12 protein-coding genes are annotated in these 19,187 nt (G+C 70.7%); 7 read left to right on the forward strand and 5 right to left on the reverse strand.

Going from position 1 to position 19,187, the window contains the following annotated elements; translation table 11 throughout:
* Positions 1–76: 76 nt before the first annotated feature.
* The 3 genes from AC0VYD_RS26205 to AC0VYD_RS26215 form a co-directional block, all read right to left on the reverse strand.
* Complete coding sequence (locus tag AC0VYD_RS26205) at positions 77–661, reverse strand: single-stranded DNA-binding protein (RefSeq protein WP_191267955.1); 585 nt, start codon at positions 659–661, stop codon at positions 77–79.
* Between the two features lie 118 nt (positions 662–779).
* The gene (gene rpsF / locus AC0VYD_RS26210) at positions 780–1,070 is read right to left on the reverse strand and encodes a 30S ribosomal protein S6 (RefSeq protein WP_475477963.1); all 291 of its coding nucleotides are present in this window, start codon (positions 1,068–1,070) and stop codon (positions 780–782) included.
* 248 nt (positions 1,071–1,318) lie between these two features.
* Entirely contained in the window at positions 1,319–4,168 is a 2,850-nt protein-coding gene (locus tag AC0VYD_RS26215; RefSeq protein WP_475477964.1) for a transglycosylase domain-containing protein, read from the reverse strand.
* An 862-nt stretch (positions 4,169–5,030) separates the two neighbouring features.
* On the opposite strand from AC0VYD_RS26215, the gene AC0VYD_RS26220 reads away from it, so the two are divergent.
* Together AC0VYD_RS26220 and AC0VYD_RS26225 are read left to right on the forward strand one after the other, a co-directional pair.
* Positions 5,031–6,116, forward strand: coding sequence for an inositol-3-phosphate synthase (locus AC0VYD_RS26220; RefSeq protein ID WP_475477965.1), 1,086 nt, complete (start codon positions 5,031–5,033; stop codon positions 6,114–6,116).
* Positions 6,117–6,183: 67 nt separating this feature from the next.
* Positions 6,184–7,527: an MFS transporter gene (locus AC0VYD_RS26225; protein WP_475477966.1), complete on the forward strand. Its 1,344-nt coding sequence runs from the start codon at positions 6,184–6,186 to the stop codon at positions 7,525–7,527.
* 82 nt (positions 7,528–7,609) lie between these two features.
* On the opposite strand, the gene AC0VYD_RS26230 is transcribed toward AC0VYD_RS26225, so the two are convergent.
* A complete protein-coding gene (locus AC0VYD_RS26230) occupies positions 7,610–8,161 on the reverse strand; it encodes a GNAT family N-acetyltransferase (protein WP_475477967.1) in 552 nt (183 codons plus the stop codon).
* A 160-nt stretch (positions 8,162–8,321) separates the two neighbouring features.
* Here AC0VYD_RS26230 and AC0VYD_RS26235 point away from each other — a divergent pair, with 160 nt between their 5' ends.
* The gene (locus tag AC0VYD_RS26235; RefSeq protein ID WP_475477968.1) at positions 8,322–9,047 is read left to right on the forward strand and encodes a class I SAM-dependent methyltransferase; all 726 of its coding nucleotides are present in this window, start codon (positions 8,322–8,324) and stop codon (positions 9,045–9,047) included.
* Positions 9,048–9,069: 22 nt separating this feature from the next.
* Here AC0VYD_RS26235 and AC0VYD_RS26240 read toward each other — a convergent pair whose 3' ends face one another.
* Entirely contained in the window at positions 9,070–10,593 is a 1,524-nt protein-coding gene (locus tag AC0VYD_RS26240; protein WP_475477969.1) for a CCA tRNA nucleotidyltransferase, read from the reverse strand.
* 344 nt (positions 10,594–10,937) lie between these two features.
* On the opposite strand from AC0VYD_RS26240, the gene AC0VYD_RS26245 reads away from it, so the two are divergent.
* The 4 genes from AC0VYD_RS26245 (at position 10,938) to AC0VYD_RS26260 (ending at position 19,157) form a co-directional block, all read left to right on the forward strand.
* Positions 10,938–13,520 carry a DUF6049 family protein gene (locus tag AC0VYD_RS26245; protein WP_475480378.1) on the forward strand — a complete coding sequence of 861 codons (2,583 nt, stop codon included), beginning with the start codon at positions 10,938–10,940 and terminating at the stop codon, positions 13,518–13,520.
* Positions 13,521–13,602: 82 nt separating this feature from the next.
* Positions 13,603–15,408 carry a murein biosynthesis integral membrane protein MurJ gene (murJ, locus tag AC0VYD_RS26250; protein WP_475477970.1) on the forward strand — a complete coding sequence of 602 codons (1,806 nt, stop codon included), beginning with the start codon at positions 13,603–13,605 and terminating at the stop codon, positions 15,406–15,408.
* 155 nt (positions 15,409–15,563) lie between these two features.
* Positions 15,564–17,360 (forward strand): murein biosynthesis integral membrane protein MurJ, encoded by a 1,797-nt coding sequence (gene murJ / locus AC0VYD_RS26255; protein WP_475480379.1) that lies wholly within the window; start codon positions 15,564–15,566, stop codon positions 17,358–17,360.
* 246 nt (positions 17,361–17,606) lie between these two features.
* Positions 17,607–19,157 (forward strand): protein kinase family protein, encoded by a 1,551-nt coding sequence (locus tag AC0VYD_RS26260; RefSeq protein ID WP_475477971.1) that lies wholly within the window; start codon positions 17,607–17,609, stop codon positions 19,155–19,157.
* Positions 19,158–19,187: the final 30 nt, after the last annotated feature.

Raw genomic sequence — 19,187 nt, forward strand, 5'->3', positions numbered from 1 at the left:
GGGATGGGCTGGGACAAGGGATAAGGTGGCTCGGCCCCGAGGGGCCGGGCCGGGTGTTACGCGGGGTGGGCGCCGTCTAGAACGGGGGCTCGTCGGAGAAACCTCCGCCGCCGCCACCGAAGCCGCCGCCACCGCCGTTGGTCGCCCACGGGTCGTCGGCCGGGGCACCGCCGCGGCCGCCCTGCGGGCCGCCGAAGCCGCCGCCCTGGTTCCCGTAGCCGCCGCCCTGGGGCTGTCCGCCCTGGGGCTGGCCGCCACCGAAACCGCCCTGCTGACCGCCGAACCCGCCACCCTGGCGCTGCGTCTTCGTCACCTTGGCGGTGGCGCTGCGCAGAGCCGGGCCGACCTCGTCGACGTCGATCTCGAAGACGGTCCGCTTCTCACCCTCGCGGGTCTCGAAGGACCGCTGCTTCAGACGGCCCTGCACGATGACGCGCATGCCGCGCTGAAGGCTCTCGGCCACGTTCTCCGCGTACTGCCGCCAAACGGTGCAGGTGAGGAACATGGACTCGCCGTCCTTCCACTCCCCTGCCTGCTTGTCGAAGGTACGGGGCGTCGAGGCCACACGGAAGTTGGCGACCGCGGCTCCACTGGGCGTGAAGCGCAGTTCAGGGTCGTCGACGAGGTTGCCGACGAGCGTGATCTGGGTTTCGCCTGCCATGGATCGGCTCCGGTTCGAGATAGTTCGGATCAGGCGGTTTCGCCTGTGCCCCGTATCATCCACGTCCCTGGGGACAGAATCGGATGCGCGGGGTCAGGGGGTCGGGGCAGCGGGCTGCCTAGTGAACCTCGGGACGCAGAACCTTGGTGCGGAGCACGGCCTCGGCGATGCCGAACTGGCGGTCGAGCTCCTTGACCGTCTCGGGCTTGGCGGTCAGGTCGATGACCGCGTAGATGCCCTCGGAGTTCTTGTCGATGTCGTAGGCGAGACGACGCTTGCCCCAGATCTCCGTCTTCTCGACCGAGCCGCCGTCGTTGCGGACGACGCCCAGGAAGTTCTCCAGCGACGGAGCGACGGTGCGCTCGTCGAGGTTCGGGTCGAGGATGACCATGATTTCGTAACGACGCATAGGCGTACGTTCCTCCTCTGGACTGTTGCGGCCATGGAATCTCCATGGCAGGAGGGCAGGAGCCCGGGACCACGCCGCCCCGGTCGGGCCGGGGCGTGCCACTCGGGCTCTGAGCCATACGGGAGCCAAGGCTACCAGCAGCGGCGCACCACCGGTGCTGGACCGTGGATGCGGCCGGACACAGGCCGGGGGCCGGAGTGCGACGGGTCTGCCCGCCGCGCACCGGCCCCCGGAGGAACCTTCCCTGATCAGTCCCTGGGCCTGATCAGGCTGTTCTCATTGGTTCCGCCCTGCTGTTCACCCCCGGGCTGGCCGGGGCGCTCGGTCTCCCCGTCACCCTCGTCCTCGCAGTAGGCGGGCGGGAAGAGGACGTCGCACTCGTCCGGCGGATCGGAGCTCCCGTCGTCATCGCAGGTCGGGTCCATGGGGTTGCACTCGTCCGGCGGCAGCTCCTGGTCGCACTCCTGCTCCCTGGGGTCGCAGTCCGGTTCGGTGGGCTCCTCGGTCTCCTCGTCGACCGGCTCCTCCGACTCCTCCGGCTCGGGCGACTCGCTCGGGGTGGGGGTCGGCAGGAAGCGCTGGTCCTCGCCCACCCACTGGGCCGCCGGGAACTGCTGCTGCTCCTTGCCCTCCATGGCGACCTCCATGAAGGCCTTCCAGACCTTCGCGGAGGTGGTACCGCCGTAGACGTCGCCGATCTCGGGGCCGAAGTCCAGCGGATCGCCCCCGAACCGGCTCAGCCCCACCGCGGTGGAGAGCTGCGGTGTGTAGCCCACGAACCAGGCCGAGACCGCGTCGGAGGAGGTACCGGTCTTGCCCGCCACCGGGCGCCCGTCGCTCAGGGCCGCCCTGCTGCCGCCGCCGTTGCGGACCACCTCCTGCATGGCGTGGGTGGCGTCGGCCGCCACGGCCTGGGTGAGGACCTCGTCGCCCTTCTCCAGGTCTTCCTTGTCGTCCGGTTCGATCACCGTGCCGTCGGCCGTCGCGACCTCGGTGACCATGTGGGCCGGGAAGTGCCGCCCCTCGGCGGCGAAGGTCGCGTAGCCGCTGGCCATGTCGAGCGCGTTCACCTGGTGCGTGCCCAGGGCGATGAGCGGACCGACGGTGGAGGTCGTCTGGCGGGCCGGGTCCACCCCCATCTGGACCGCGAGTTCGTCGACCCTGGCCTCACCGACCCGGATCGCCAGGTCGACGAAACTGGTGTTCACCGAGTCCCTGGTGGAGTCGATCAGGTCGACCTCGCCGTGGTCGACGTAGCCGGAGTTGTTCACCTCGCTGGCCAGGCCGGGGAACTCCCGTCCGGTGTCGCCGTCGAGCTTGGTGCGCAGACCGATGTCGTCCATCAGTGCGCGGGCCAGCACGTAGGGCTTGTAGGACGAACCCGCCTGGGCCTGGTGGACCAGGGAGTTGTTGATCACCGTGGAGACGTCGGGGCCCCCGTTGAAGGCGACGATCCGGCCCGTGTCCGGTTCCACCGCGGTCAGGCCGTGCATGGTGTCGTCGGCCGCGGTGTCGGGCAGTACGTCGAAGGCCTCCTCGGCCGCGGTCATCAGCTCCGGGTCCAGCGAGGTCTTGATCGTCAGGCCCTCGGTGGCGATGGCGGCACCGTCGATGCCCGACCCCTCGTAGCGGCGCTCGACCTCGTTGATCACGGCCTGGCGGACGTACCCCAGTTTGGGGTCGTCGGCCGCCGCCGCGGGGTTGTAGTCGATGAGTTCGGGGATCTCCAGCTTCTCGGCCTCCGCCCGGGGCAGGCCGCGCTCGCCGTCGGTCTCCTCGTACATCACGGCCAGTTGGTCCTGGACGTAGGGCCAGCGCTCGTCGTTGAGGTAGGTCTCCGTCCAGGAGCCCTTCTCGGGGTTCTCGAAGTTGCTGGGCATCTGGATGATGATGCCCAGGAACGCGCCCTCGGCCTCGTCGAGTTCAGTCACGCTCTTGCCGAAGTACTCCTGGGCGGCCATCTCGATACCGGAGGCGCCGCGGCCGAAGTAGATCGTGTTGAGGTAGGTCGTGAGGATCTCGTCGTGGGACAGCTGCTGGTTCAGCTTGATCGCGATGAAGATCTCGCGGATCTTGCGGGTCAGCGGCTCCTCGCCCTGGAGGTCGCTGTAGTAGTTGCGTGCCATCTGCTGGGTGATGGTCGAACCGCCGCCGGCGTCACCGCCGGAGAGCACCGCGCGGCCGATACCCATGAGGTTGATACCGGGGTCCTCGTAGAAGGTGCGCTGCTCGGCGGCGAGCACACCGTTGACGACCTCCTCCGGGATCTCGTCGCGGGTGACCTCGATCCGCTTGACCTCGCCGGTGGTGAGGGCGACCTCCTCCTCGCCCTCCTCCCCCGCCCAGTAGATCTGGGTGGCGGAGACGGTCTTCTCCGCGTCCTCGTTCAGGTCGCGCTCGTCCGGGGCCATGGCGTAGAGCACCGCGAAGGCGGCCACGCCGCCGATGATCATCAGGCCGCAGAAGGCCAGCGCGGGTTTCCACGCCTTGGACAGGAAGCGCCTGAACCACGGACGGTCGTCCGGCTCGTCCTGGCGGGGGCGTCGGCGACCGCCGCCACCGCCGCCACGGCCTCCGGCGCCCGCGGCGGCACGGGAGCCCCGGCCGCCGGGACGGCGCCCCTCGGAACGGGAGCCGTGTTCGCGGTCGCGGGGGTCGCGGGGACCGGCAGCACGACGGCGGCCGCCCGCACGCGGGTCATCGGGGCGGCGCCGGGGGCGGTCACCGTCCTCGGGCCGCCGGGGCCGCTGGCCGTCCGGGCGGCGGCGCGGCCGTTCCCCGTCCTCGGGGCGCCGGGGCCGCTGGCCGTCCGGGCGGCGCGGGCGCTCGCCCTCGGCGCGGCGCCGACCGCCCTCCGGACGGGGCCGTCCCTCGGAACGGGCCTCGGCGCCCGGGGGGCGGGGCCTGCGGGAACGCGGAGCGGGCTGGTCTCCTCCCCGGAGACCTTCCTCGGAACCGGGTCGGCGTCGGCCGCCCGCACGCTCTTCCCGAGGAGGGCCCTCGGCCCTGCGCCTTCCGCCGTTGCCGCGCGGACCGTCGTCCGGGCCCTCGGCCCGGCGACGGCCGCCGTCGGCACTACGTCGTCGTTCGGTACTCACGTGGTCCTCGATTGCCTCTCACGGCCGGTCGGCCTGACGATTCCTTGGTGGAAACGGGGGACGGTCCCCCTGGGGGATCGGTGATTCGCGACCTGTGGTGGTGTACCAGCACGGCTCAGGGGCCGGTGGACCTGTTCCCACCTCTGTTGCCTGTCGTTCAAGGCTTGATAAAGAGACGCCCAGTTGCGGGCGAAGGTTTTCAACAGGCCGCGAAGACGTTGGCCGCTACTTCCTCCTGATCGTTGGCCTGCGGGAGCGCTACCCCTGGCCCGTCGGTGCTCTGGGCCGACGTGGACGTCGCCGCGGCTGTGGCTTCGTCCGGGGTCCCTACCGGCTGCGCGCGCAAATCAAGGGTCACGTTAGAGCGATCGAACCGTATAGCACAACCCACGCGCGAGGGTATCGCGCGCTTTGGAATGCCTGATCACCCTCTGCCGGGAAACGCCCGTCCTCGCAGTTCAGCTCCGTGGCGGCCGATGGGGCCAATCATGTGAGCGCGATCACCGACAAAGCCGAAGCGCCGCGTCCTCCCAGTTCGGTGACGTGTGTGTGACATTGAGCGCGCAGGTGTCACCCGTCCCTCGCTCACCGCCGTCACTCCCGGTCGCACGCCCCCCGGCGGCACTGACCGCATACGTGCTCACCATGAAGCGAAGATAGAGTCATAGCAGAACAAACCAGCCAGACATGCATAGTTCTCCCCCGTAGTCGACGGCCGTGAGGGGGAACAGAACCACGGTGCGCGCTGCTGACCACATACGGAATACGAACGCAGGATGACGAGCCCCGGACCGCCGTCGGCGCGGGCCCGTCGCCGTGCGCTGTGGCATCCATGTTCGCGGAGAAGAAGGAGCAAGGACCAATGGGTTCGGTACGTGTAGCCGTCGTGGGCGTCGGCAACTGTGCGGCGTCGCTCGTCCAGGGTGTGCACTACTACAAGGACGCCAACCCGGAGTCCCGGGTGCCCGGCCTGATGCATGTCCAGTTCGGCCCGTACCACGTGAGCGACGTCGAGTTCGTCGCCGCCTTCGACGTGGACGACAAGAAGGTCGGGCACGACCTGGCCGACGCCATCGTCGCGAGCGAGAACAACACCATCAAGATCTGCGACGTCCCGCCGACCGGCGTGACCGTCATGCGCGGCCCGACCTACGACGGCCTGGGCAAGTACTACCGCGAGACGATCCAGGAGTCCCCCGAGGACGCCGTGGACGTGGTCGCGGCGCTGAAGGCCAGCAAGGCCGACGTGCTCGTCTCCTACCTCCCGGTGGGCTCCGAGGAAGCGGACAAGTTCTACGCGCAGTGCGCCATCGACGCCGGGGTGGCCTTCGTCAACGCGCTCCCGGTGTTCATCGCCTCCGACCCCGAGTGGGCCGAGAAGTTCACCAGGGCGGGCGTGCCGATCATCGGTGACGACATCAAGTCCCAGATCGGCGCCACCATCACCCACCGGGTGCTGTCCAAGCTGTTCGAGGACCGGGGCGTGGTCGTGGACCGCACCTACCAGCTGAACTTCGGCGGCAACATGGACTTCAAGAACATGTTGGAGCGCGAGCGCCTGGAGTCCAAGAAGGTCTCCAAGACCCAGTCGGTCACCTCCCAGATCCCGCACGAGCTCAACGCCGGCGCGGTGCACATCGGCCCGTCGGACCACGTGCCGTGGCTCGACGACCGCAAGTGGGCGTACATCCGCCTGGAGGGCCGCGCCTTCGGTGACGTCCCGCTGAACCTGGAGTACAAGCTGGAGGTCTGGGACTCCCCGAACTCCGCGGGCATCATCATCGACGCGGTCCGAGCCGCGAAGATCGCCAAGGACCGCGGGATCGGCGGCCCGATCCTGGAGCCCTCCTCCTACTTCATGAAGTCGCCGCCCGTGCAGTACAGCGACGCCGAGGCGCACGAGAAGGTCGAGCAGTTCATCTCGTCCGCGCACGACGCCCGGGACTGACCCCCACCGGGACACCGGCCGAGCGCCCGGGGCCGCCACGGCCCCGGGCACGCCCTACCCTGAAACCGTGTCCTTCTTCGGCGATCTGCGCACGGTCCTCCAGGGGTCCCGGTTCCGTCGGCTGTTCGGTACCCGGTTGGTCTCGCAGTTCTCCGACGGGGTCTACCAGGCCGGGCTGGCAGGCTTCGTCTTCTTCAACCCCGAGCAGCACACCGGGGCCGCGGAGGTGGCCGCGGCCTTCGCCGTTCTGCTCCTGCCCTTCTCCGCGGTCGCCCCGTTCGCCGGCGTGCTCATCGACCGCTGGCCCCGCCGCCAGGTCCTCCTGCTGTCCTCACTGGCCAAGGCCGTCCTGGCGACGGTGACGGCGTTCCTCGTCGCCAACGGGGAGGGGCCCGCCTTCTTCGTCGCCGCCCTCCTCGTCCTGAGCGTCAACCGCTTCTTCCTGTCCGGGCTGTCCGCGGGCCTGCCCTACGTGGTGCCCCGGGACAAGCTGATGATGGCCAACGCGGTCACACCGACCTGCGGAACAGTCGCGAGCTCCCTGGGCACCGGAGCGGGCCTGGCGATCGGCGTGCTCGGCGGTGCGCAGGCCCTGGGCACCGGGATGATCCTGTTCACGGCCGCGCTGGGGTTCGCGGGCGCCGCCCTGGTCTCGCTCACCCTGCGGTACCGGGAACTGGGCCCGCACCTGGAGGAGGAGCCCGAGGAGGTCCGGGCCGCGCTGCACCACGCCGTCCGGGGCATGGCCACCGGTGTCCGGCACATCTGGGAGCGGGTGCCCGCACGCGACGGGCTGCTGACCATCGGCGGCCACCGCGTGCTCTTCGGCATCTCCACGCTCCTCACCATGCTGCTGTACAACAACACGTTCACCGGCGGCGGCGTCGCCGGTGTCGCCGGGTTCTCGGTAGCGGCAGGCCTGCTCGCCCTCGGGTTCTTCCTGGGCGCGGTGGCCACGCCGTGGGCGACCGCGAGGATCAGTGAGAGCGCCTGGATCGCGGCGCTGCTGGTCGGAGCGGCCGTCGCCCTGCTGCTGTTCGGCCTGCCCTTCTCCGCGGCCCTGTTCCCGGTCGCCGCCTTCGTCCTGGGGTTCGTGTCCCAGGCGGTGAAGGTCACCGTCGACACGTTGGTTCAGCGACATGTCGACGACGCCTACCGCGGCCGCGTGTTCTCGGTCTACGACGTGCTCTTCAACGCCACGTTCGTGCTGGGCGCCGCACTGACCGCCGGGCTGGTCCCGCAGTCCGGGGTGAGTGTCCCGGTGGTCGGCGCGATGGTCCTCTCCTACCTCCTGATGGGCGCGGCCTGGACGGTGCGCGCCCGGCGCCCGGGCAGCCGGAGGGTTCCGGGTCCCGGAACGCCGGAGGCCGGAACGTCCGGCCCCGGGGCACCGGAGCCCGAGGCGGTCTAGTCCGCGGCGCGCGGTGGTGCGCACGGCCACTTCCGTGCACGCCGCACCGCGGGCCCTCCGCCCGGGTCGACGTGTCCGCCTGTCACCTCGGCGACATGTCGACCTGTCCACCAGTCGCCCGGTCCGCGACCGCCTCGCGGTAGAGGCGGAGTCCGCGCGCCCGGTAGTTGGCGAGGGCGTGCTCCCCGTCCAGGGAACAGGTGTGCAGCCACACCCTCCGGGTGGCCTCCCGCCCCGGCCAGCGTCCGGCGAGGTCCCAGGCCCGGCGGAGGGTCTCGGTGAGCATGTGGCCGCCCAGGCCCCGGCCGAGGAAGCCGGGCATGAGACCGAAGTAGACGATCTCGACCGCGCCGCCGTCCTGGGCCTCCAACTCCGCGTAGCCGGCGGGCGTGCCCCGGTCGTACAGCACCCAGGTCTCGACCCCGGGGCGCTCAACCCGGTCGCGCCACTCCCGGTCGGTCCAGGGGCTCCGGTCGAGCCACTGGTAGTCGCGACCGACCGTCTCGTAGAGGAACCGGGAGAGCTCGGGACTGGGCACCTGCGCGCGGGTGAAGCACACCGGTCCCTCCGGCTCACGCCCGGGCCTCAGTTCGGCGGGATCGGTGGTCTCCAGGTACCAGGTGGTTTCGCTCATCGCGTCATCCTCGCACCGTCCGCCCGGCACCCACCGCCCAGGGGTGCTGCCCGGTGCCCCGGAAGTCTACGGGTCGACATGTTGCCACAGCTATAAGTAACTAAAGAGTCACTTAATGTAGTCTCCCTGCAGGGATTCGTCACGGCAGGGGATGGTGGCCATGGACTTCGGTTGCGGACTCGGCGACCCCTCGGGCTCCTCCGGGGTCCAGGGGGTCGCCAGGCGGGTCGAGGCGGTGTGCCGACAGCTGCCCGCCCGCGGCGACCGCCTGCTCGACCTGGGATGCGGGGACGGCGCCCACACCGTGGCACTCGCCCCGGGTTACGTGCGAGTGGACGCGGTCGACGTCGAACCCGAGCGGCTCGACGCGCTCACCGAGCGCGTCGCCGGCACCGCTCTGGAGGACCGTGTCGGCGTGCACAAGATGTCCGCGGAGGCGCTGGCCTTCGACTCCAACACCTTCGACCGGGTCACCGCCTTCGACCTGGCCGAACACCTCGACGACCTGGAAGGCGCGCTCACCGAGGCCCACCGGGTGCTCAAACCCGGCGGGGCCCTCTCCCTGACCACGTCCAACCGGTGGTCCCCGCTCGACAGGCACGGGGTGCGGTGGGGCGGCCGGGGCCGCTCCGCGCTGACCGCCCCGTTCCTGCCCTGGGTGCGCCCGCTGCACGAACGGATGGCGAACGCGCGCTCCTTCACCAGCCAGGAGCTGGGGCGCCTGCTGCGCGGCCGCGGACTACGGGTGCGCGCGATCGACTACCTCATGCCGCCCCTCGGAGACCGCCCCCGGGCCCCGCGGGGCGTACCGGAGGCGCTGGAGCGCACACCGCTGCGCGTGTTCGGGACGACGATGGCCGTCACCGCGGTCAAGCCGGGCCGGTGAACCGGCTCCGGCAGCGCGGCCCCTACTGCGCCTGGCGGCCTTCCTGCTCCAGGTGCTCGGCCGCCCAGGAGCGCAGCTCCGCGGCGACCGCGTCCTTGTCCATCGGCCCGTTCTCCAGCCGCAGCTCCAACAGGAACCGGTAGGCCTTGCCGACCAGGGGACCGGGCCTGACACCCAGGATCTCCTGGATCTCGTTGCCGTCCAGGTCCGGACGGATCCGGTCCAGCTCCTCCTGCTCGGCGAGCTTGGCGATACGGCGCTCGATGTCGTCGTAGGAGCGGGAGAGCGCCGCGGCCTTGCGCCGGTTGCGGGTGGTGCAGTCGGCCCGGGTGAGGATGTGCAGCCGCTCCAACTGGTCCCCGGCGTCACGGGCGTACCTGCGCACCGCCGAGTCCGTCCACTCGCCCTTGCCGTAACCGTGGAAACGAAGGTGCAGCGCGACCAGGGTGCTGACCTGGCCGACCACGTCCTTGGAGAAGCGCAGCGCGGTCAGCCGCTTACGGCTCATGGAGGCGCCCACGACCTCGTGGTGGTGGAAGGTCACCCGGTTGCCGCCCTCGAAGGCGCGGGTCTTGGGCTTGCCGATGTCGTGCAGCAGCGCCGCCAGGCGCAACACCAGGTCGGGCCCGTGGCCGCGTTCGCGCTCCAGGTCCATGGCCTGGTCCAGCACGGTGAGCGAGTGCTCGTAGACGTCCTTGTGCCGGTGGTGCTCGTCGATCTCCAGCTGCATCTTGGGGATCTCGGGCAGCACGTACTCGGCGATCCCCAGCTCCACCATCAGCTCGACGCCCCTGCGCGGGTCCGGGCTGAGCATGAGCTTGGTCAGCTCGTCACGCACGCGCTCGGCCGAGACGATGGTGAGCCGGTCCGCCATGTTCCGCGCGGCCTCGACCACCTCGGGGGCCAGGGTGAAGCCGAGCTGTGCGGCGAAGCGGACCGCGCGCATGATCCGCAGCGGGTCGTCGCTGAAGGAGTCCTCCGGGCGCCCCGGGGTCCGCAGCACCTTGTCCCTGAGGTCGGCGAGCCCGCCGAAGGGGTCCACGAACTCGTGCCCGGGCAGGTGCACCGCCATGGCGTTGACGGTGAAGTCGCGGCGCAGCAGGTCGTCCTGGATGTCGGTGCCGTAGGACACCTCGGGCTTGCGGGACTCGGGCGAGTAGGCCTCGCTGCGGTAGGTGGTGATCTCCAGCTGGAGTCCGCGCTTGCGCAGGCCCACGGTGCCGAACTCGATCCCGACGGTCCACACCGCGTCCGCCCAGCCGTCGACCAGTTCGAGGATGCGCTGGGGCACCGCGTCGGTGGTGAGGTCCACGTCGTTGGAGGCGCGCCCCAGGAGCGCGTCGCGGACCGGACCGCCCACGACGGCGAGCTGCTGGCCGTGCGAGGAGAAGAGGTCGCCGAGCTCCTCGGAGACCGGTTCGATCGAGTCGACCAACTCGGTGATCGCCGCACGCTGCTCACCGGTCAGGGTGCCCGCACGCGGGTTCACCTCGGCGGACCGGTTCTGGACGGCGTCGTTCTCACTCGAAAACTCTGTGTTCGGCACACCTGGCAGGTTAGGCGGCCGCACGGGGTAACCGCGAATCGCCGCTGCCGACGCGGCGGGCCGACACGGGATCTGGCGCGTGACCCCCGGCGGATGAAAGGCTGGGCCGACCACACGCCCGAACAACGGTCCGCACCAGAACCGGGGTTCGGGGAACGCGGTATCTTCGGGTGCAGTGGTGGCATGTCACGGCCAGTCCGAGGCCACCAGCCCCGCTTCCGCTGAGCGCGCCGCGCGGGCGCCCGACCGATCCCGCCCCACCTTCCGTATCCCTGGCGGGACGGACACCCGGACCCGAATCAGGAAACCAAGCGTTGCGTCGAACTGCTTCCGCAGCCGCGGTCATGGCCATGGCCGCCGCTCTGCTTCCGATACCGGCCACCCTTTCCTCCGCGTCCGCGGAACCCGATGACGAGGGTTCCGCGGCGCCGGTCGTCGTGGACCGGATCACACCGGACGCCGTCGACGAGGACAGCACCCTGCGGGTCGCGGGCGAGGTGACCAACACCACCGAGGACCCCGTCGAGGACGTCACCGTCCGCATCCGGTACTCCAGGCACCCCTTCACCTCGCGGGACGAGCTCGACGAGTTCGCCTCCGGTGAGGGATGGCAGCCCAACGCCTCCGGCCCGGAGGAGGAGTTCGAGGGCGAACTGGCGCCCGAGGACACCCTGGAGTACTCGCTGAGCACCCCGGTCGAGGACCTCGGACTGAGCTCCTACGGCGTCTACCCCCTGATCGTCGAGGCGCTCGACGGTGACGGTGACTCCCTCGGAGCGCAGTACTCCTTCCTCCCCTACACCGCCGACGGCGACGACGTCCCCTCCCTGAACCTGGCCTGGGTGTGGCCGCTGATGGAGGACCCGCAGCGCGCCGACGACGACACCTTCCTCAGTGAGGAGCTCCACGGCTCCGTCGGCGCCGAGGGGCGTCTGGGACGGCTCCTGCAGTCCGGGGCGCAGGTCCCCCTCTCCTTCGAGGCGGGCGACGGGGACCTCGCCGAGGAGCTGGGCCTGGGCGATGAGGAGGAACCGACCGGTGGTCCCCCCACCCCCGGCGAGGAGGCCACCGCGGAGGATGACGCCGACTCCCTCACCCCCGAACCGTCCGAGGAGGGCTCGGACGAGGGCGAGGGCGAGGACGAGGGCTCCGGGAACGACGAGGAGGACGAGGAAGAGGAGGACTCCCCGGAGCGGACCGAGGGCGTCCCGGTGGCCTGGGCCGTCGACCCCGGAACGCTCGACGACATCCTCCGGATGGCGAGGGACGAGCACGAGGTCGTGGAGGACCTCCTCGCGGTCCCCGCCGAGGCCGAACCGGCCCGGCACGACCAGGCCGCCAACGAGGCGGCCCAGGTGTGGCTGCGCGAGGCCCGCGAGGTCCTGGCCGCCGACACCGTCGTCTCCTCCCCCTACGCCAACGCCGATCTGGCCGCGCTGCTCCGCAACGACATGGACACCGAAGCCGAGGCCTCGCTGCGGCTCGCCCAGGAGGCGATGTCGCGCTCGCTCGGTCTGGAGGCCGACGACAGCTTCGCGCTCCCCGCAGGGGGGCTGATGGAGGAGAACGTCCAGGAGCTGTTCGCCGAGAACGGCGCGCACCGCTTCCTGCTGGCAGAGGAGGCGGTCCCGCCCGCCCCGCGGATCTCCACCACGCCCACGGCCCAGGCACCGCTGCCCGCGAACAGCGGGGAGGGGGACGAGGAGCCCTACGCGCTGGTCGCCGACTCCGGGCTGACCGACGTCCTGTCGATGCCCTCCCGGGAACCCGGCGAATCCGCCCTGGCCCTCCAGCGCTTCGCCGCGGAGACCGCGATGATCGCCGGTGAGAACGCCGGCGAGGACCGGGTGGTCATCGCCGCGCCCGAGCCCGGCTGGGACCCCGGCCCCGAGTTCGCCGACGGGGTGCTGGAGGCCACCGACAGCCTCCCCTGGCTCTCGCCCCGGCGTCTGGACGAGGTGGAGCTCCCCGACCCAGAGGAGCGGGAGGACACCCGGCAGGGGCTGACCTACCCGGAGCGGGCCTACGAGGAGGAGCTCAGTTCCACCTACCTCGGCCAGGTCAACGACGTCGGCCGGGACGTCCGTCTGTTCAACAGCATCCTGGTCGGCGACAACGATCCCTTCCGCCCCGCCCTGGTGCGCCTGGAATCGGTGTACTGGCGGGACCGCGAGGCCCTGGCCGGCGCCACCCGCTCCGTGGTCGAGCAGTCCGTGCAGAGCCGCATGGAGGACGTGCGGGTGATCCCCGGGGAACCGGTCACCCTGGCCAGCAGCACCGGCACCACGGGGGTGCTCGTCGCCAACGACCTGGAGGACGAGGCGGTCTACGTCCACCTGTCCATCTACTCGGAGAACTCCGAACGCCTGAGCGTCGGCGAGTACACGACCCACTTCGAGATCGCCCCCGGCGCCAAGACCACGGTCTACGTCCCGCTGTCCGCCCGGATCAACGGCACCACCACCGTGCACGTCAGCCTCCAGAACGCCGACGGCGAGCCGATCAGCCCCCAGGACACCCTGATCCAGGTGAACGCCACGGGCCTGGGCACCCAGGCCCTGATGATCAGCGGGATCGGCCTGCTGATCCTCATCGCGGCGCTGGCTCCCCGGGCCGTGCGCAAGTGGGCACGCAAGCAGTCGGCCAGGGCCAACGAGGCCGCGGCCCCCGACGGAGCGGACGCGACGCCCGGCACCGGGGGTGCCTCGGCCGGGGACACCGGCGGTGCGGCGGCCGGAAGCACCGCGGCCGGGGACGCCGAGAACGCCGGTGGCGGCACGGACGGCGCCCCCTCCGGACCAGGGGCGTCCCCTGCCTGGCCGGAAGAGTCCCCCGCCGCGGCCGAGGAGCCGACCGCCGGACCGGACACCCCCGCCGGTGCGGAGACGGACCCCGAGGGCCGGTCGGACGGCGGCCCCGAGAAGTGACCGCCACCGCTTGATCCGCGGCACCACGGCACGGTGCCGCGGCACGAACCTCCCAGTCGGACGAAAGGAACCCTGATCCACGGTGGTCACCGACTCCCCGCACGGCGACGAGCAGGACTCTCGTCACACACCCAAACACCGAAAACTGCCCGCGGAGGGCCCCATGCCCGGAGAGAGCACGGTCCGCCCCGCAGGCGGACCGACCCCGTCGTTCGAGGAGGGTGAGATCCCCGAAACCGAGACCCCCGCCCCGAAGCAGGACTCGGGTTCCGGCGGCATGATGCGGTCCAGCATGATCATGGCCGTCGGCACCATGGCCTCCCGCCTGTCCGGCTTCGCCCGCACCATCGTGCTGGCCGCCGCCATCGGTACCCACCTGCTCGGTGACGCCTACCACACGGCGCACACGATCCCCTTCATCCTGAACGACCTGCTCATCGGCGGCCTGATGGCCTCCGTGGTCATCCCCTTCCTCGTCAAGCGGCGCAAGCGCGACGCGGACGGCGGCAAGGCCACCGAGGACCGGCTGTTCACCTCGATGGTGCTGGCGCTGCTGCTCGTGACGGCGACCGCCATCGCCGCGGCCGAGGCCCTCATCTGGCTGTACGGTTCCCGGTTCACCCCGGTGCAGTTCGACACCTCGGTCTACCTGGCACGCTTCCTGCTCTCGCAGATCTTCTTCGTGGGGCTGAGCGGTCTGCTGAGCGCGATGCTCAACACCCGGGGCAAGTTCGGCGCGGCGGTCTGGGCCCCGGTGCTCAACAACTTCGTCATCATGGGTGTGGCCGGGATGTTCCTGGTGGTGGCGGGCCCGGGCCGCACCCCGGAGTCGGTCTCCACCTCCGAGCTCACCCTGCTGGGCGCGGGCACGGCCGCGGGCATGGCCCTCCAGGCGCTCGTGCTGTTCGTCGCCCTGACCCGGACCGGCTACCGCTGGCGCCCCCGGCTGGACCTGCGCGGATCCGGCCTCGGTGAGGCCCTGCGCACCGCCGGGTGGATGATGCTCTACACCCTGCTGACCCAGGCGGGCCTGTGGATCACCACCAACATCGCCAACGCGGCGAACGTGGCCAGCATCGAACAGGGCCTGGACGTCGGTGCCGGTATCAGCGCCTACAACCTGGCGTACCAGCTCTTCCAGCTCCCCTACGCGATCATCGCGGTCTCCCTGATCACCGTGCTGCTCCCGAGGATGAGCGCGCACGCCGACGACCGCGACTGGGACGCGGTCCGCTCGGACTTCTCCCGCACCCTGCGGATCTCCGCCTTCGTGCTGGTCCCGACCGCCTTCGCGGTCGCGATGTTCGCCGAGCCGCTGTCGGTGCTGGCGTTCGCCCGCGGTTCGGTCTCCGTCGCCGACGCGACCGCCATCGGGCAGATCCTCGCGGTGATGTCGCTCGGGCTGCTGCCGTTCACCGTGTTCCAGCTGATGCTGCGCGTGTTCTTCGCGATGGGCGACACCAGGACCCCCGCCCTGATCGGAGGGGCCAACCTCGCTGTCCACAGCGCTCTGGCCCTGGTCGCCTACCTGGTCCTGCCGCCGAACCTGGTCGTCGTCGGCGTCGCCGCGGGCTTCATGGTGTCGTTCCTGTCCGGTCTGACCATCGCCGGACAGGTCCTCAGCCGACGTGTCGGGGGTCTTGACGGAAGGCACATCCTTGGCACATTGTTGCGGCTGCACCTGGCCGTCGTGCCCAGTGTCGCGGTCGGCTTCGGCGTACTCTGGTTCTTCGACACCCGGGTCGGTCCCGGTCTGGTCACCTACGTGGGCGCCCCGGTGGTCGGATGCGCCGTCGGCGCGCTGCTCTTCCTGGTGTCCGCCCGTGTTCTGCGCGTGCCCGAGCTGAGCGCCGCCGTGCAGCTGATCCGCACCCGCCTGGGTCGTTAGACGCCGTACCCCCTCGGCCCGGACCCGCCGGAACCCCGTAGCCGCCCCCGCCAGAAAAGGACCGCCCGACGGTGTCCAGCGACCAACTCCGCCAGCACTCCGAGGAACCGGAACGAGGACCGGGGGAGCACCGAGGCCCCTTGTCCCGCCACCACATGGTGATGCCGGGTGACGTGCTCGACGCCTACGAGCGCTCCGAGCCCGACACCGAGCCCGAGACCGGGCTGAAGGCGGTCCGCGACCCCAGCGAGATCGGTGACGTGGGCACCGCGGACCGCGCCGGCCTGGAGGACGGCGACGAGATCGGCGGCACGGCGCACACGGCGCCGGGCAACCTGGCGAGGTCGACCGCGATCATGGCGGTCGGCACGATCGCCTCCCGGGTGACGGGCTTCGTCCGCACCATCGTGCTGGCCGCGGCGATCGGTACCCAGCTGCTGGGGGACGCCTACCAGACCGCCGGCATGGTGCCGTACATGATCTACGACCTGCTCATCGGCGGGTTGTTGGCCAGTGTTTTCGTGCCGTTCCTGGTCAAGCGGCGCAAGCTGGACTCCGACGGCGGGAACGGGACCGAGCAGCGCCTGGTCACCCTGATGCTGCTGGCGCTGTTCGCGCTCACTCTGGTGTCCGTACTGATCGCGGAGTGGTTCATCCGGATCTACGCCGGCGGGTTCAGCGGAGCGCAGTACGAGGTCTCGGTGGTCCTGGCCCGCTACCTGGTGCTGCAGATCTTCTTCATCGGCGCGAGCGGCCTGTCCAGCGCCATGCTGAACGCGCGCAACAGGTTCGGCGCCCCCATGTGGGCCCCGGTGCTGAACAACCTCGTCATCATCGGCGTCTGCCTGTGGTTCCTGTCCGTCGCAGGTCCGGGCCGCACCCCGGACACCGTGACCCAGGGGGAGATCGCGCTGCTCGGCCTGGGCACCGCGCTCGGCCAGGTGGTCCAGGCCGCCGTTCTGGTCTGGGCCCTCGCCGCCGCGGGTTTCCGCTGGCGCCCCCGGCTGGACCTGCGCGGGTCCGGTCTGGGGGAGGCCGCCGGTGCCGCCTCGTGGATGATGCTCTACATCGTGGTCGCCCAGGTGGGGGCGCTCGTGTCCACCAACGTCGCCACCCGGGCCGGAGCGATGGCCGCCGAGCTCGGCCACGAGACGGGTTCGGGCATCGCGGCGTACAAGTTCGCCTCGATGCTGTTCCAGCTGCCGTACGCGGTCATCGCGGTCTCGGTGATCACCGCCCTGCTCCCCCGGATGAGCGAACACGTCGCGGCCGGGCGCAGGGACCAGGTCCGGAGCGACTTCTCCCGGGGGCTGCGGCTCTCCTCCGTGCTGATCGTCCCCATCTCGGTGGCGATGATCGTCTTCGCCGTCCCCTTCTGCGTGATGATCTACGCGCAGGGCAGCACCAGCGCGGAGGACGCGGCCGCGATCGGCCGGATCCTGATGGCCTTCTGCGTGATGTTGATCCCGTTCACGCTGTTCCAGCTCCAGATGCGCGTGTTCTACGCGCTGGGTGACACCCGCACCCCGGCGCTGGTGTCGATCCCCTCCGAGGTCGCCCACGCGGTCACCGCGATCGGCCTGCTGTACTTCATGGCGGAGAGCCCGCAGCACATCGTGGTGTGGCTGCCGGTCCCCTACGGGCTCTACTACATCGTGGGTTCGGCCATCATGTGGTTCCTGCTGAACCGCAGGCTGAACGGCCTGGACGGGCGCAGGACGGCCGCCACCCTGTTCAAGCTGCACGTGGCCACGGTCCCGGCCGCACTGTTCGGTGTGCTGATGACCTACGTCTTCCGGGGCCTGCCGGGTGATCTCTGGCCCGCTCTCGCGTCCATGGTGGCCGGAGGGCTGGTCGGTGCCGTACTGTTCGTGGTTGCCGCCAAGTTCCTTAAGGTGACAGAAGTCACATCATTCCTTGATTTGGTCAGAACCCGACTGCGACGCCGCTGATCACCTGGAATGGATGACGTTGGGTAGTCACGTCCTGGTACTTCCCAGAAGGTGAACGAGCACCCGGTGTCCTCCAAAGAGGCTGTTCACGCGTCCTAGCATGGACAGACACCGCTTTACCGCCAGAGCATCGATGATCCGAGCTGCCCGAAGGGAGGCTGGGGACAGCAGACAGGGCCGACCCCCTCGCGTGCGCCCGCAGCGGCACCACGCGACCCAGCGGCACTGGCGCCCGTCACTCCCATCATGAGCACCTTCCTGATCGAACCCGGGGCGAAGCTGGCCAACCGCTACCGACTCGACCACGTGGTGAGCGAGACCGGTGGTGCGACCCGGTGGAAGGCCACCGACGAGACGCTCGCGCGTCCGGTCGCGGTATGGACCTTCGCGGACGGATTCCCGCGCACGTCAGAGGTCGTGCACGCGGCCCGTGCCACGAGCCGCATCCCGGACGCCCGCGTCACCCAGGTCTTCGACGCCGACGACACCTCGGCCGTCCCCTACGTCGTCGAGGAATGGGTGATCGGTTCCTCCCTCTCCGAGCTCCTGGCGCAGGGGCCGATGGAACCCGAGCGCGCCGCCGGCCTGGTCGCCGAGGCCGCCGAGGCCATCGCCGCGGCGCACGCCAGCGGCCTGCACCACCTGGGCCTGACCCCCGGAAAGCTCATGTGGAGCAGCGGTGGCGCGGTCAAGGTCACCGGTATCGGCGTGGACGCCGCACTACTCGGCAACAACGTCCCCTACCCCGGCGCGGTCGACGCCCAGGGGCTGGGCAGCCTGCTCTACGCGGCCATCACCGGATACTGGCCGGGCGGCCCGCAGAGCGGACTCCCCGGCGCTCCGCAGGGCCCCATGGGCCCCTACCCGCCCGGGCAGCTGCGCCAGGGCGTGAGCGAGCCCCTGGCCAGCATCACCACCCGGGCGGCCCTGCCGCAGTTGGCGGGTCAACTGGTTCCCGGACCGCCCATCACCAGCCCCGCCGACTTCTGCGCGGCGCTGGCCGAGGTACCGCGGCTCATCCCGCTGCCGGTCTCCCCCACGGAGGCCGTTCCGCAGCCCGAGCAGGGGACCTCGCGGCGCACCGGTGAGTTCGGCGCCACCAACGGCCAGCGGCGCGGCTCCCGGGAGGACGCGGCCCGGTCCGCCCCCGCCTCCCGCGCGGAGCAGCGAGCCGCCCGCCAGGAGGGCGGCTCGGTCCGCAAACTCCTGGTCGGCGTGGTGGCGGTGGTGCTGCTCGCCGCGGTCGTCACCGGCGCGTGGGTGGTCGGCACGATGGTCCGCGGCGGGGGCGACACCGCCGACCCGGGCGCCAGCGCCTCCGAGGAGGCCACGGACAACGTGGAACTGGAACCCCTCGCCATCGACTCGGCCCGGGGCTTCAACCCGATGGCCGAGGGCGACGAGCACTCCCAGAACGCGCCCCTCGCCTTCGACCAGAAGCCCGACACCGGCTGGAGCACCCAGGGCTACTGGGACCCGCTGGAGATGCAGAAGGAGGGCGTCGGCCTGCTGCTGGACCTGGAGTCCGGCCAGGAGGTCCACGAGGTGGACCTGATGCTCTCCGGTGGAGCACACGCGGTGGAGATCCGGGTCGGGGACAGCGACGAGGTCGGCGACCAGGCCAGCCTGGACGCCAACCTCCCGGCAGCCTGGTCGGGCAGTGTCGACGGCGAACAGACCGTCACCCTCGACGAGGGTGTGACCGGGCGGTACGTCCTGGTCTGGTTCACCGAGCTGCCGAAGGTCGACGGCGAATGGCGTGGGACCATTAACGAGGTCGAGGTACGCGGGACCTAGGTTCTAGTTGTGGGGTATGTGATCAGCGCT

The sequence above is a fragment of the Nocardiopsis sp. iso_40 genome (assembly GCF_056173285.1).

Excerpts from the sequence above, each read along its gene's own strand:
- AC0VYD_RS26220 (WP_475477965.1), top strand. The coding sequence starts at position 5,031 with ATGGGTTCGGTACGTGTAGCCGTCGTGGGCGTCGGCAACTGTGCGGCG.
- AC0VYD_RS26205 (WP_191267955.1), bottom strand. The coding sequence starts at position 661 with ATGGCAGGCGAAACCCAGATCACGCTCGTCGGCAACCTCGTCGACGAC.
- AC0VYD_RS26235 (WP_475477968.1), top strand. The coding sequence starts at position 8,322 with ATGGACTTCGGTTGCGGACTCGGCGACCCCTCGGGCTCCTCCGGGGTC.
- murJ (WP_475480379.1), top strand. The coding sequence starts at position 15,564 with ATGGTGATGCCGGGTGACGTGCTCGACGCCTACGAGCGCTCCGAGCCC.
- AC0VYD_RS26230 (WP_475477967.1), bottom strand. The coding sequence starts at position 8,161 with ATGAGCGAAACCACCTGGTACCTGGAGACCACCGATCCCGCCGAACTG.
- AC0VYD_RS26245 (WP_475480378.1), top strand. The coding sequence starts at position 10,938 with ATGGCCATGGCCGCCGCTCTGCTTCCGATACCGGCCACCCTTTCCTCC.
- AC0VYD_RS26260 (WP_475477971.1), top strand. The coding sequence starts at position 17,607 with ATGAGCACCTTCCTGATCGAACCCGGGGCGAAGCTGGCCAACCGCTAC.
- rpsF (WP_475477963.1), bottom strand. The coding sequence starts at position 1,070 with ATGCGTCGTTACGAAATCATGGTCATCCTCGACCCGAACCTCGACGAG.